Genomic DNA, 13,211 nt, shown 5'->3' on the forward strand with positions numbered 1-13,211 from the left:
GCGACCACACCGACCCGACGAACGCTAGAGTAGAAGCCGCCTCCGGGTAGGGAATTTCAGTGAGCACACCTGGGGAAGATCGATGAGCCTCGTCAGAAGTGGAACTTCTTCTCCAGGATGAACGTCACGATGGCACCCAGCACCAGTCCCACCAGCACCGCACCTTCACCGAACGTCCGCAGACCGCTGTAGACCAGGCCCGCCGACGTCAGCGCATCGCCCCCCACCTTGTCCGCTGTGGTCCCCGCCGCGGCCAACGCGTTGTCGATCAAGCCCGAGCCCCACTGCGCCAGGTTCGGCAGGATCGCGGCGACAACGGCCACCGCGTGCAACCGTGGCACCGCCTGGAAGGCCTGCGCGCCGATCAGCAGGCCGATGTAGAGCAGGATCGGCACGATCGCGGGCACCGGCAGCAGCGCCTCGAGCACGCCGAAGAGCCCGGCGAAGCACAGGATGCCCACGGCCACGCCGCTGGCGAGCGAGTAGCTGGTGCGTCCGCCGGCGTCCTTCCAACCCGGGTGACCGATGTACACCGCGGGCGGGAACGGCGAACCGAAGGCCGCACCGATGCAGGCGCCGGCACCGTCGGCAAGCAACACACTCCGCAGGTTGTAACTGTCGCCGGCGGCCGCCGCGCTCTCCACGTTGCTCATCGCCTCGGTGAAGTTGTACACGCCCAGCGGGATGGCGGTGCCCAGCAGCGGCGCCAGATGGCCGAGCCCGGAGAACAGCATGTCGAAACGCTGGTCCGGGATACCCACGGCGATGTCGGAGACGGCGTGACTCAGATCCGGCACCGACATGTAGCCGCCGATCCAGCCGATCGCGGTGCCGACGAGCAGGGCGGCGAGGCCGACCGGTATGCCTCCGGGCAACCGCACATCGGTGAAGAACCCGATCAGGATGATCGCCAGCACGGGCAGGCCGATCCAGGCGGCATCCCAGATCTGTCCGGCCGGACGCATCGAGATGAAGGTGATCGAGATGCCTGCCAGCGTGCCGAGCATCGCCGCGCGCGGCGTCAGCTTGCGCACATACGGACCCACGAAGGCTCCGATCATCACGATCACACCGATCATGAACGCCCAGGCCAGACCCGCCTCCCAGGCCTGCATCGCATCCTTGGTGTTCAGGTACACCGGCAGCATCACGACGAACACGACGATGAACATGTGCGGCACGCTGGGCCCATATGGCAGCGCCGTCACATCGGTGCGGCCTTCCTTCCGTGCAAGACGCCGCGCAAGGATCGTGTAGTACACGTTGCCCAATACCAGCGCGACGCCGAGCGCGGGCAACACCGTGCCGAGGACATCGGCGGCGGGAATGTTGACCACCGCGATCATCAACCCGGTGAGCGTCAAGACATTGACCAGAATGTTGAAGCCGAGACCGAAGAAGGCGTTGGTGTCGCCGCGCGTCCACCACGGGATGCGCAACGGCGACGACTCGGGTGAGGGCGCGGAGGACTGGGTTTCGGTGGTAGCGCTCATCGTCGGAAATCCTTTACAGGAGAATGCTTGCGAGGGTGGACGGGTCAGGACGCGGCAGCAGTGGCGGTCGAGGCGGACGGGGAATGCGTGCGCAGCGCGGCGATCACATCCGCGCTCTGGGCCGTCCAGCCGAAGATGCCGCCCTGCGCGGCGATCATCTCCAACCCGACGCGTTGGAACTCAGGGAAGTAGGAGCCGACGCAGTCGGCGATCACCACGCATTCGTAGCCGCGGTCGTTGGCCTCGCGTGTGGTGGTGTGGACGCACACCTCGGTGGTGACGCCGGTTACCAGCAGCTGAGTGATTCCGTTGTCGGAGAGCACCTTTGCAAAGTCGGTGGCGTAGAACGCACCCTTACCCGGCTTGTCGATCACGATCTCACCGTCTCGAGGAGCGAGTTCGTCGATGATGTCGTGGCCGTACTCACCACGGATCAGGATGCGGCCGAACGCGCCGGGATCTCCGATCCGCTTGCTTGGTGCGCCGCGGTTCAGTTTTGCCGGCGGACAGTCGGAGAGGTCGGGGAGATGACCCTCCCGGGTGTGGACCACGAGCATTCCGGCGGCGCGTGCGGCCTCGAGTAGCGTCGCCAACGGTGGCACCACCCGCTGCAATCGGCTCACGTCGTTGCCCAGGGTCTCGCCGAAGCCACCCGGCAGCAGAAAATCGCGTTGCATGTCGATGATGACGAGTGCGGTGTGGTCGATGTCGAGGTGGAAGGGTGCGGGTTCTGCCGCAATGATGCTGTCAGACATGGATTCCTCTCGATGGTGGGGAGTGAACAGCGCGATCAGGACGAGATCGGTTGTGTTGCGGTGTTATCGGCCGGGTGTCCGCGAACACTGCGGGGTTCGTCGAGCAGATGGGCCGCCAACTGCAGCACCGTGTCGTCGGACAGTGCGTTGCCCAGCAGCATCGCGCTGTGGGGACGGCCATCGGAGGTGATGCCCTGCGGCACCGCGACACCGAGCAGGTCCAGCAGATTGCCGAAATGGGTGTAGTGCCCGAGCATCGTGTTCGCGCCGACGGGGTTCGACAGCACTTCCTCCACGGTGAATGTGCGTCCGATCGTCGGAACGACGAGCACATCCATGCGCTGCCACAGGCGCGACACCTCGGCCTTGAGTTCCTGTAGTCGCTGCATCGCCGCGAAAGCGTCAACCGCCGAGTACTTTTCACCGCTGCGGAGGATGTCGCGGACCACGGGGTGGATCGAGTCGGGGTGCTCGGCGAGGAAGTCGGCGAACACGACGAGACGTTCGGCCACCCACGGCCCGGAGTAGAGGAGTTCACCGGCCGCGAGGAACGACTCGAGTGAGACGTCCACGATGTCGACAGTGACCGGGAATCGCGCCTGCGTCAGGCTCTTTCGGAAAGCCAGGTGCGACTCCCGCATGGCCTCGTCGCCGAAGAACTCCAACTCCTCGACCGGGGGCAGCCCCACCCTGATCGATCCGGCGGCGAACGCCGGGCCGGCATCCCGCGACCACGGGTCGGCGTCGTCGCGCCCGGCCATCACCGCCATCACCCGGTCCACGTCGTCGATACCGCCGGCCATCATCGTGATGCAGTCCAGGGACTTGCAGGCGGGCACCAACCCGACGGTGCTGATCAGTCCGCGGGACGGCTTGTAGCCGACGATCCCGTTGAGCGCCGCGGGTACCCGCCCCGATCCGGCGGTGTCGGTGGCCACCGCGAACGGAACCTGTCCGAGGGCGACGGCGAGCGCTGATCCGGAACTCGATCCGCCGGAAATCATCTCGTTGCCGTACACACTGCGTGGAACCGTGTAGGGGGTCCGGGTGCCGTTGAGTCCTGTCGCGAACTGATCGAGGTTGGTCTTGCCGACGTACAGCGCCCCGGCATCGAGTAGTCGCCGCACCGCGGGGGCCGTCGTGTCGGCGACGTAGGCATAGTCCGGACACGAGAGGGTGGTCGGCACTCCGGCGACGTCGATGCTGTCCTTGACCCCGAAGGGCACACCGTAGAGCGGCAGCGCCCGTGCCCCCGGACGGTTTTCGAGTTCGGCAGCGGCGAGCATCAGTTCCTCACGCGGCACCGTCGACAACCACGTGCCGTCATCGCCACGCGCGGCGATCGCGTCGGCCACCCGGCCGGCCGTCCGGCTCGGTGAGCCGCCCCCGCTGAGGTGGTCTTCGAGAATCTCGGCGACCGTCGGACCGGTGGTGGGACCCGTTGGTGAATGACTCATACCGTCGATTGTCGACAGAATCGTGGCATCTGCGGTACGCGTGTGTGTCATTTGTGTTAGCGGATGTCACACCGCTCACAGTGTGGACAGCACGCGACCGTGATCTCGACCGCGAGCCGCGCCACTACGCGGTGGTGATGTCCCCGGCTGTCGCCTCCGCGTCGTCGGTGGCGGCGATGAGATCAAGGTAGCGGAGATGACCGTGGTCGTGGAGTGCGGCAAGCGCCGCGTCGACGTCGTTGTTCTCCAGCGCATCGAGGATGGCCAGATGCCGTCGATAGCCGTCGTCGGGTCCGTGATGGTCGGCAGTCTCGGTCCGCAGATTCACCGCCATCGGCAACTGCAGTTTCAGCAGAATCGGCGCCAGCGCGATGTCGAGCTGCCGATTGCCGGCCAGACCCACCACCGCGGCATGGAATCGGCGATGCGCGTCGTCCTTGGCGAGGTCGTCGCCCGCACGTCGCATGGCATCGATCGCCGCGCGCAGCGGCTCGAGCTGAGTCTTCGGGTCTGAGAGCGGCAACGCGGACTCGACGGCGTACCGCTCGAAGAGCTGACGGAGCTCGAAGAGCTGGAGAATGTCGCGGGGTGACCATTCGGCCACACGCGTGCCGCGGCGGGGTTGATGCTCGACGAGACCCTGCTGGGCGAGCAGTCGCAGTGCCTCGCGCACCGGTGCGCGGCTGATACCGAGGTCGGCGCAGAGGTTTTCCTCCACGATCTTCTCCCCCGGCCGCAACGCCCCGGCCAGGATGGCATCGCGGATTCGACGACCGGCCACATCCACGAGGCTCTCCGGGAGATCGCGGGTCACGCCCATCCCATCGACCTCGGTCATCGTGCGTTCACTCCCGTCCGCGGCTCATATTCGACACGCCTCTCGTTCGGCACGATGCGGCGTCGGTTGTTGGCGAGTCTAGTCATCCGCGCCCATTGCGCCCCGATCGGCGACACCGCACCGCGACAGGTCAGCACGCATTTCGGTGCGGTAATGTGCGAGCGCGGGTCACACGGCCCGAACGGGGCGGTAGCTCAGTCGGTTAGAGCCGCGGACTCATAATCCGTAGGTCGCGGGTTCGAGCCCCGCCCGCCCCACCAGGTCAGGGCCGGTTTCCGGTTGTGAGGTACCTCAGAACCTCACAGGTCGGTCGGAACCGACTGGCCGGTCATCGCGTAACCGGCCGCCCGGAGCGCGTCGGGCTGCGCGTGCGCGTAGGTGGCCATCGTGAAGCTGACGCTGGCGTGCCCTCGTACTCGACGGGCGGGACGTGCCCGATCTCTCCGTGCGACCGCCAGTGGTTGCACATTCAATGCACTCGGCGACGTCTTCACTTTCGATAACCCGGTGTGGCGTGATCGGCCAGACAGTACGTGTCGGCAAATGCTGAAATGTGCGGTAGTAAACTTTGGTTAAGAACTAAACACAACTACTGAGCGGGAGGTGGGGTCGATGACGACCACACACGGCACACGCATTCTCACTGGTACCGGAGTCGCGGCCGCGGCTGCGGCCATGGTCGGGATCGGGGCGGTGGTGCTGCCCGCCGCGTTGGGTGGGCTCCCCGCGATCAACGCCTCCCGCAGTAGTCAGGCCATCCTGTCCGGACCGGCCACCCTGGTACGGCTGGCACGCACCACCCAGCCGGAGGGCCTGCCCACACAAACCAGCACCGGACAGGTCGCGGTGGTCAGCTCCCGGGCATTCATCGGTCAACTGGTCTCCGACGCCGCCGAGCCCGGCGCCGATCCGGCGCTGGGTGCCCTGGTGGAGCAACTGAGCGCAACGGTGTACCAGGTGACCGGACGCAGCCTGTCCGAGGCGATGCCCCCGGCCACCACGCACTCCACCGACCCGGCGAGTGCCACGGCCGACCCGGCGACCTACACCATCACCACCCTCGACGCCGACGACACCACCGGCAGCAACGCCAGCAAGGTGTCACTGTCCACCACCGCGACCCCGGTGGCGCTGCTGAGCACCACGTCCAGCGACGGCACCACCATGCACTTCCTGCCGACAATCACCACCGACCCCAAAACGGGACTGGCGGTGATCGGACCCGACGGCGTGTTGTGGATCGGCACCGGCGCCGACGGCACCGCCGATCATCCCGACGGCGGTAACGGTGGCCGGCTCATCGGTGACGGCGGCAACGGCTACACCACCACCGTCGCCGGACAGAACGGCGGCAACGGCGGCAACGGCGGCTGGCTGATCGGTGACGGCGGCAACGGCGGCAACGGCGCCAACGGCTCGGCCACCACCAGCGCCGACGGCACCATCATCACCATCGAGGCCGGCAACGGCGGCAACGGCGGCAACGCCGGCGGGTTCGGCAACGGCGGCGGCGGCGGCACCGGCGGCACCGGATACAACGGCGCCACCGTACTCGCCGTCATCCCCAACCCCAGCAACAACGGCACCACCGGCACCAAGGGCGATGACAGCAACCCCGACAACAACTGGAACAACCAGAAGGGCCCGACCAACGGCGGTCCCGGCGGAGACGGTGGCTACGGAGGCAACGGCGGTACCGGCGGCGTCGGCGGCAGCGATGCCTGGGACAATGCGATCGCTGGCACCGGCGGGGCCGGCGGGGCCGGCGGGATCGGCGGCATCGGCGGCGTCGGCGGTGCGGGCGGTATTAGCTGGGCGACCACGGGTTCACCCAGCGATCCGAACACCCCGGAGTGGCGCGGCAGTAGCGGCACCGGCGGGGCCGGCGGGATCGGGGGGGCCGGGGTCAACGGCAACAACGGCGGAAACGGCGGAAACGGCGGCGCCGGCGGCAGCGGGGGCGTGCTGATCGGCGTCGGCGGAACCGGCGGAACCGCAGGTGCCGGTGGAAACGGCAGCACCGGCGGCAGCGGCGCGGCCGGCGGTGCCGGCGGTGCCGGCGGCGCCTCGGACGATGCCGCGTGGATCGGCGGTGGTGGCGCCGGTGGCACCGGTGGCCAGGGCGGAACCGGTGGTGACGGCGGCACTGCCGGCACACCCGGCAGCGGCGGAAGCGCCGGACTCATCGGAGCCGCCGGCTCCACCGGCCAGTCAGCCGGCGATGGTGCCGGCGGTGCCGGCGGCCAGGGCGGCACCGGTGGCCAGGGCGGCACCAGTGGCACGAAGGGCAGCGCCGGCGGTGTCGCCGGCGGTGCGGGTGCGGCCGGGAATGACGGTGCACCCGCCACCGGCAGCACCGGAGGCGAAGGCGGGAGTGGCGGCGCCGGAGGAGCCGGAGGACCAGCCAGCAACAACTACTGAGAGCAGAATCGGGCAACCCACCATCGGCGGCGGAACCCCCTTCAGGGGTTCCGCCGCTCCGCGTGAGGACCTTGGTGCCTCACTGTTTCCGCGTCACAGGTCGTCGGACAGAAAGTGTCCCCGGCAGCGTCCCGGGCGCGGACCGCGAAACCAGCGTTCATCGCACCCGCCGGGGGCGTCAACCCCAGGTGATGCCACGCCGCAGCAGCCGGTTGGCGATGCGCGGGGTGCCCCGAGACCGGCGCGCGATCGCGGTGGCGGCCGGTCGCGCGCGGTCTCGGGTGGTCTCGGTTGTGTGTAATGCCTGGTCGGGCTGTCTGAGACTGTCGCGGTTGTATGTGGCCGGTGGTGCGGACTCATAATCCGTAGGTCGCGGGTTCGAGCCCCGCCCGCCCCACTCCCCGCGTTCGGCGATGCCGCTCGTGTTCTTCTGCGGAACGCATCTCGTGCATTGCGTTGCAGACTGCTACAGTTGATCGTGTAGCAGAATGTAACAGCTGATCAGGAGGCGATCATGTCGGAACCCGCCGCCGACAAGGTGACCCGTTTCTCCGCCGCACTCGTGGACGAGGCCGGCGCCGAGGGCGCGCGTGAGCACCGTTCCGCCCGTCAGCAACTCGAGCACTGGGCCCGGGTGGGTCGTGGTGTCTCCATCCGCACCAGCGCCGCGCGCCGCCGGGTGGAGGCCGCACTCGCCGGAAGTCTGCCGATCGGCGACCTCACAGCCGAGGAGAGCGTGGTCTTCGACGCCGAGGTCGACGCACTCATCGAGTCCCGCCTCGACGGCACCGACCATGTGGATCGTCGTGCCGCACAGGGCTTTTCGTCGGTGGCCGTCGACGACGAAGGACGAGTGGTCGAGTACCGTCCGGACGGGACCAGCGTCGTCCTGACGTGAGCGCCCGCCTCGACCTGGTGGTCGGATGCAATGGCGCCGGCAAGACCACCCTCGTGGACACCACACTGAGTCCGCTCCTCGGCACGCCGTTCGTCAACGCCGACGAGATAGCCCGGCGGCGTTGGCCGCAGAACCCCGAGCATCATTCCTACGACGCCGCGCGGGTGGCGGCACGCACCCGCACCACCCTGCTCGGCTTGCAGCGATCGTTCATCGCCGAGACCGTGTTCTCCCACGAATCCAAACTCGACCTGATCGACGACGCCCACGACCACGGATTCCGCGTGATCCTGCACGTCGTGATGATCCCCGAAGAACTCGCCGTCGAACGGGTCCGGTTACGTGTGGACAGCGGCGGTCACGCGGTTCCGGTCGAGAAGATCCGGCAACGCTACGCCCGCCTCTGGCCGCTGGTGGCGCAGGCCGTCTCCCGCTGCGAGCAGGCGACCGTGTATGACAACAGCGGGCGACGAACCGCGATCGTGGCCCGCTTCGTCGATGGCCTATCGATCGCCGCACCGCTCTGGCCGGAATGGACCCCGCGCGCCCTGGCCGGCGCGTGGCCCGCCGTCGAGTGACTCATGACACAAGCCTCTGTCTGAGCGAAACGCGCGTCCCAACTAGCCGATCGGACAGGTATCCCCCCATACTTCTGTGCATACTCCGGCAGCTTCACCGACGCAGCGCGCCACCGGCCGATCGCGGGAATCGTTCTGACCACGGGGAGGCGTCAATGAGCAGCAGCGCGGGACATATCTGGGGTCGCCCCCAACCGACGCCCGATCGATGCGCCGGCCCGCACACCTACGCCGGCGGCTGTCGCTACAACGCCGACGACCCCCACCGTCCCCTCTTCCCGCCGGAACTGCGGCCCGGAAACAAGTACACCGCCGCCGCGTAGCCGGGTCGTACAGCCGGCCCGTCGGCCCCCTTGGCCACGTTGCGAGATCAGGTCCTCCAACCCTGGTGCACCGCCTGCCCCTCGGGTGCACGATAGAAGGGGGTCTCGACGAGGAGGCGTGTCATGACGACAACCGAGTCGGCGCGGAGTGGATCTGTGCCCGCCGCCGACGAACTCATCCGCGATTTCGAGCATCTCGGGCTGTCCGACGCCGACGACGCCGGCGGCAAGGGCGCCAACCTGGGCGAGATGGTGAGCGCCGGACTACCGGTGCCGCCCGGATTCGTGCTCCTTCGCGGCTGCTACCAGTTGTCGATGGAGGCGGGCGGTGTCGCCGATCGTCTGGCCGACGTCCACAGCACGGCACTGCGCGCCGAGGGCCATGAACTCACCGACCTGTGCCGCACCATGCAGGAGGAGGTGGCCCGCGCGGGAATCGATCCCGCCGTCCGCACCGGCCTGCTCGACGCATATCACCGTCTCGGTTCCGACGTTCCCGTTGCGGTGCGCTCGTCGGCGGCCGGCGAGGATGGTCGCGACGCCTCCTTCGCCGGAATGAACCGCACCCTCACCGACATCGTCGGCGACGACGCCCTCGTCGACGCGGTCATGCAGTGCTGGATGTCGTTGTTCGGGCCACGTGTGGTGGCCTACCGCGCGTCGCGCGGCTTCACCGACACCCCGGCCATGGCGGTCGTCGTGCAGCAGATGGTGCGATCCGAGCGAGCCGGCGTCGCGTTCACCGCCGACCCGAGCACTGGAGACCGTGATCGCATCGTCGTCGAAGGCGCGCTCGGGCTCGGTGAGGTGGTGGTCTCCGGCCTCGTCGAACCAGACACGTATGTGCTCGACAAGGCGACCCTCGAACCCCTCGAGGTTCGTATCGGCCACCAGGACTTCCGCATCGTGCGCGCCGCCGACGGCACCGATCGCCGCGAACAACTCTCCGACGACCGCGCCGACGTCCGGGTTCTCGACGACACCGAACTGCGGCGGGTGGCCGAACTCGCCGTGCAGGTCGAGGCCCACTACGGCATTCCGCAGGATCTGGAATGGGCGGTCGATCCCGCCGGTCGGGTGTGGCTGGTGCAGGCGCGACCGGTCACCACCCTCGGTGCCGCACCGGGATCCGAAGCACGTCCGGCCGGTGCGACGCTGCTGCGTGGGCTGTCGGCGGCGCCGGGAATGGCCAGCGGTGCGGTGCGCGTGCTGCACAGCCCCGACGAGGGCCGCCGGCTGATCGACGGCGAAGTACTCGTCGCCCCGATGACCAACCCCGACTGGCTCCCCACGCTGCGTCGCGCAGCGGCGATCGTCACCGAAGCGGGCGGCATGACCTGCCACGCCGCGATCGTGGCCCGCGAACTCGGGGTTCCCTGCATCGTCGGCGCCCACCACGCCACCACCGCGTTGGTCGACGGCACCACCGTCACCGTCGACGGCACGCACGGTCAGGTGCTGGCCGGTGCGACGGCTCCGTCCCCGGTAACGACGCGGGAGCCGGAGGGACCCGCGCCCGTCGCCGCGGAGGTCACCGCCACCCGCATCTACGTCAACCTCGCAATGCCCGACAGCGCCGAGGCGGTGGCGGCGCGCGATGTGGACGGCGTCGGATTGCTGCGCGCCGAATTCATCCTGACCGAGGCACTCGGTGGCCGGCACCCGCACGACCTCATCGCCCGCGGCGAGAGCGACCAACTCGTCGATTCGCTGGTGAACTCGGTGGGCCGCATCGCAGCCGCCTTCGACCCGCGCCCGGTGATCTACCGCGCCACCGACTTCCGCAGCAACGAGTTCCGTACCCTGCGCGGCGGCGAGTCCTACGAACCCACCGAACACAATCCGATGATCGGCTATCGCGGGTGCTTCCGGTACATCAAGGAGCCCGAGCTGTTCCGGCTGGAGTTGCAGGCGCTGGCCCGAATCCGCGAGGCGCATCCCAATCTCGGTCTGATGATCCCGTTTGTCCGGACGAAATGGGAACTGGAGGAATGCCTTTCCCTGGTGGACGCGAGTCCACTGGGACGGCAGCGCGGTCTGCACCGGTGGGTGATGGCCGAGGTGCCGTCGGTGGTGCACTGGTTGCCCGAGTATGTCGGGCTGGGTATCGACGGGGTCTCCATCGGCAGCAACGACCTCACCCAGCTGATGCTGGGAGTGGACCGCGATTCCGACATCTGCGCGGAGTTGTTCGACGAATCGGATCCGGCGGTGCTGGATGCGATCTCGCAGATCATCACCACCGGGCGGCGACTGGGAATCACCACCTCGCTGTGCGGTCAGGCACCGTCGACGCGGCCGGCGTTCGCCGAGCACCTCGTGGCGCTGGGCATCACATCGATCTCGGTCAATCCCGACGCCGCCGACGCTGCCCGTCGCGTGGTGGCACGCGCCGAGCGTCGCATCCTGCTCGACGCCGCGCGCGGATGACGGGTCAGCCGACGTCGACGCTCGGGTCGACGGCCTGCTCGAGGAGGCTGCGCCGATACGCTTCGAGCGCCACCAGATCGCCGAACACGGCGTTGTAGGCATCGGGATCGTCACCCGGCGCCATCCGGCGTAACCGCGACTTGATGTCGGCGATCTGCGCACCCACCCACACCTCCTGCAGACGCGCCTGCACACTGCCGATGTAGCGGGCGATGTTGTTCTCGCTCACCGGCATCGGTTCCACGGCCAGTTCGGTGACCAGGGGGCCCATCACCGGGTTGTCCACCTCGTGGTGCACCGCGTCGACCCACTGCGCGCCACCCATTCCCGACGACGTGCCACCCAGCGCCGACATCGCGTTTCGGACCGCGGCGTAGGCCGGGTCGGTGAAGCACTCCTCGGGCAGTGAGTCGAAGACGGTGCCCGCGATCGCCGGATACTGCAGCGCCGCCTTGAGCGCCTCGCGCTGCGGCCACAACCGCGGGTCGTCGGGCTGTGGTCGGCCCGGGCCCGGCGCCTTCGCCGCTTCGGGTCGATCGCGGCGCATGGGCCGCCCACGCTGTGCGGAGGCCGGTGCAGTTCCGTTGATGCGGGCGACGCGCGCCCCCTCTTCGCGCACACGGGCCAAGACCTGACCCACTTCTTCCCAGCCCACCCAGCCGGCGAGTTGTCGTGCGTATTCGTCGCGCAGAGCCACATCCTTGATGCGCGCGACCACCGGAACCGCCTGTCGCAGTGCGTGTACTCGCCCCTCGGCGGTGTCGAGGTCGTAATCGGTGAGCAGCGCCTTGATCGCAAACTCGAACATCGGCACCCGCCGGGCGATGAGGTCACGGACCGCCGCGTCGCCGCGGTGCTGGCGGAGTTCGCACGGGTCCATGCCGTCGGGCGCGATGGCCACGAAGGTCTGGCCGGCGATCGACTGCTCGCCCTCGAATGCCTTGAGCGCGGCCGCCTTTCCCGCATCGTCGCCGTCGAAGGTGTAGATCACCTCGCCGCGGAAGTAGGCGTCGTCCATCATCAGGCGGCGAAGCAGCGCGAGGTGATCCTCACCGAAGGCGGTGCCGCACGAGGCCACCGCGGTGGTGACACCGGCCAGGTGCATCGCCATCACGTCGGTGTAGCCCTCCACCACCACCACCTGATGTCCCCTGGCGATGTTCTTCTTCGCGTGGTCGAGACCGAAAAGCACCTGAGACTTCTTGTACAGCATGGTTTCCGGCGTGTTCATGTACTTGCCGAGGTTGTCGTCATCGAAGAGTTTGCGCGCACCGAAACCGATGATGTCGCCGCCGAGGTTGCGGATCGGCCACAGCAACCGTCGATGAAAGCGGTCGATCGGCCCTTTGCGGCCTTGCTTGGACAATCCCGCCGCTTCGAGTTCGGCGAACTCGAAACCCTGTGCCAGCAGCGTCTTGGTCATCGTGTCCCAGCCGGCCGGTGCGTAACCGCAGCCGAAGGTCGCCGCGGCGGCCGCATCGAAGTCGCGTTCGGTCAGATAGTCGCGCGCCTTCTGCGCTTCGGGGGTCTGCAGTTGCGCCGCGTAGTACTTCTGTGCGGCCGCATTGGCCGCGACCAGCCGCGCCCTCGTCCCCCGGTCGCGATTGACCGCGGTGCCGCCACCCTCGTAGTGGATCTGATAACCGATCCGGTCGGCGAGTTGCTCGACGGCCTCGACAAAGCTGACATGTTCCTGCTTCTGCAGAAAGCTGTAGACGTCGCCGCCCTCGCCACACCCGAAACAGTGGAAATGGCCGTGATTGGGGCGGACGTGAAACGACGGGGTCTTCTCGTCGTGGAACGGACACAGACCCTTCAACCTGTCCGGGCCCGCCTGACGCAGCGCGACGTAGTCGCCGATGATCTCCTCGATCCGTGTCTGCTCACGGATCGCCGTGATGTCACGATCGGGAATTCGGCCTGCCACGCGACCAGTGTAGTGATCTGCTGGTCGCACACGGACCATCCATCCCCGTCGGCCCCTCCCTTCGACCCATCCTCGTCCAGGCGGAGCGCGG

10 protein-coding genes, 1 tRNA gene and 1 pseudogene are annotated in these 13,211 nt (G+C 68.1%); 6 read left to right on the plus strand and 6 right to left on the minus strand.

Annotation, left to right across the window (positions count from 1 at the left end):
* Positions 1-92: 92 nt before the first annotated feature.
* From ACWDTD_RS00005 to ACWDTD_RS00020, 4 genes are all read right to left on the minus strand, one after another.
* Positions 93-1,493 (minus strand): regulator, encoded by a 1,401-nt coding sequence (locus ACWDTD_RS00005; protein WP_449745009.1) that lies wholly within the window; start codon positions 1,491-1,493, stop codon positions 93-95.
* A gap of 44 nt (positions 1,494-1,537) precedes the next feature.
* Positions 1,538-2,248, minus strand: a complete 711-nt coding sequence (locus ACWDTD_RS00010) for a cysteine hydrolase family protein (protein ID WP_449745010.1) — start codon at positions 2,246-2,248, stop codon at positions 1,538-1,540.
* 35 nt (positions 2,249-2,283) lie between these two features.
* Entirely contained in the window at positions 2,284-3,705 is a 1,422-nt protein-coding gene (locus tag ACWDTD_RS00015) for an allophanate hydrolase (protein WP_449745011.1), read from the minus strand.
* A gap of 124 nt (positions 3,706-3,829) precedes the next feature.
* Complete coding sequence (locus ACWDTD_RS00020; RefSeq protein ID WP_449745012.1) at positions 3,830-4,543, minus strand: GntR family transcriptional regulator; 714 nt, start codon at positions 4,541-4,543, stop codon at positions 3,830-3,832.
* Between the two features lie 183 nt (positions 4,544-4,726).
* Here ACWDTD_RS00020 and ACWDTD_RS00025 point away from each other — a divergent pair.
* Both ACWDTD_RS00025 and ACWDTD_RS00030 read left to right on the plus strand, forming a co-directional pair.
* Positions 4,727-4,803: transfer RNA gene (locus tag ACWDTD_RS00025), tRNA-Ile, on the plus strand.
* Positions 4,804-5,155: 352 nt separating this feature from the next.
* Positions 5,156-6,964, plus strand: a complete 1,809-nt coding sequence (locus ACWDTD_RS00030) for a PGRS repeat-containing protein (RefSeq protein WP_449745013.1) — start codon at positions 5,156-5,158, stop codon at positions 6,962-6,964.
* A gap of 196 nt (positions 6,965-7,160) precedes the next feature.
* Here ACWDTD_RS00030 and ACWDTD_RS00035 read toward each other — a convergent pair.
* Positions 7,161-7,226 (minus strand): annotated as a pseudogene (locus tag ACWDTD_RS00035) (hypothetical protein); the annotation flags it as partial.
* A gap of 252 nt (positions 7,227-7,478) precedes the next feature.
* Between ACWDTD_RS00035 and ACWDTD_RS00040 the strand changes: the two are divergent.
* From ACWDTD_RS00040 to ppsA, 4 genes are all read left to right on the plus strand, one after another.
* Positions 7,479-7,862 carry a TA system antitoxin ParD family protein gene (locus ACWDTD_RS00040; RefSeq protein ID WP_449745014.1) on the plus strand — a complete coding sequence of 128 codons (384 nt, stop codon included), beginning with the start codon at positions 7,479-7,481 and terminating at the stop codon, positions 7,860-7,862.
* Positions 7,859-8,440, plus strand: a complete 582-nt coding sequence (locus ACWDTD_RS00045; RefSeq protein ID WP_449745015.1) for a zeta toxin family protein — start codon at positions 7,859-7,861, stop codon at positions 8,438-8,440. The genes ACWDTD_RS00040 and ACWDTD_RS00045 overlap by 4 nt, the downstream gene beginning before the upstream one ends.
* A 155-nt stretch (positions 8,441-8,595) precedes the next feature.
* On the plus strand, positions 8,596-8,763 hold the full coding sequence (locus ACWDTD_RS00050) for a hypothetical protein (protein ID WP_449745016.1): 168 nt from the start codon (positions 8,596-8,598) through the stop codon (positions 8,761-8,763).
* A gap of 123 nt (positions 8,764-8,886) precedes the next feature.
* The gene (gene ppsA / locus ACWDTD_RS00055; RefSeq protein ID WP_449745017.1) at positions 8,887-11,193 is read left to right on the plus strand and encodes a phosphoenolpyruvate synthase; all 2,307 of its coding nucleotides are present in this window, start codon (positions 8,887-8,889) and stop codon (positions 11,191-11,193) included.
* Between the two features lie 4 nt (positions 11,194-11,197).
* Here the strand turns inward: ppsA and dnaG are convergent, their stop codons facing one another.
* Positions 11,198-13,120, minus strand: coding sequence for a DNA primase (dnaG, locus tag ACWDTD_RS00060; protein ID WP_449745018.1), 1,923 nt, complete (start codon positions 13,118-13,120; stop codon positions 11,198-11,200).
* Positions 13,121-13,211: the final 91 nt, after the last annotated feature.

The sequence above is a fragment of the Gordonia sp. NPDC003425 genome, assembly GCF_053588635.1.

What these genes read in the sequence shown, in the direction of transcription:
- ACWDTD_RS00020 (WP_449745012.1), bottom strand. Translation starts at nt 4,543, where the DNA reads ATGACCGAGGTCGATGGGATGGGCGTGACCCGCGATCTCCCGGAGAGC.
- ACWDTD_RS00030 (WP_449745013.1), top strand. Translation starts at nt 5,156, where the DNA reads ATGACGACCACACACGGCACACGCATTCTCACTGGTACCGGAGTCGCG.
- ACWDTD_RS00010 (WP_449745010.1), bottom strand. Translation starts at nt 2,248, where the DNA reads ATGTCTGACAGCATCATTGCGGCAGAACCCGCACCCTTCCACCTCGAC.
- ACWDTD_RS00050 (WP_449745016.1), top strand. Translation starts at nt 8,596, where the DNA reads ATGAGCAGCAGCGCGGGACATATCTGGGGTCGCCCCCAACCGACGCCC.
- ACWDTD_RS00015 (WP_449745011.1), bottom strand. Translation starts at nt 3,705, where the DNA reads ATGAGTCATTCACCAACGGGTCCCACCACCGGTCCGACGGTCGCCGAG.
- ACWDTD_RS00040 (WP_449745014.1), top strand. Translation starts at nt 7,479, where the DNA reads ATGTCGGAACCCGCCGCCGACAAGGTGACCCGTTTCTCCGCCGCACTC.
- ACWDTD_RS00005 (WP_449745009.1), bottom strand. Translation starts at nt 1,493, where the DNA reads ATGAGCGCTACCACCGAAACCCAGTCCTCCGCGCCCTCACCCGAGTCG.
- ppsA (WP_449745017.1), top strand. Translation starts at nt 8,887, where the DNA reads ATGACGACAACCGAGTCGGCGCGGAGTGGATCTGTGCCCGCCGCCGAC.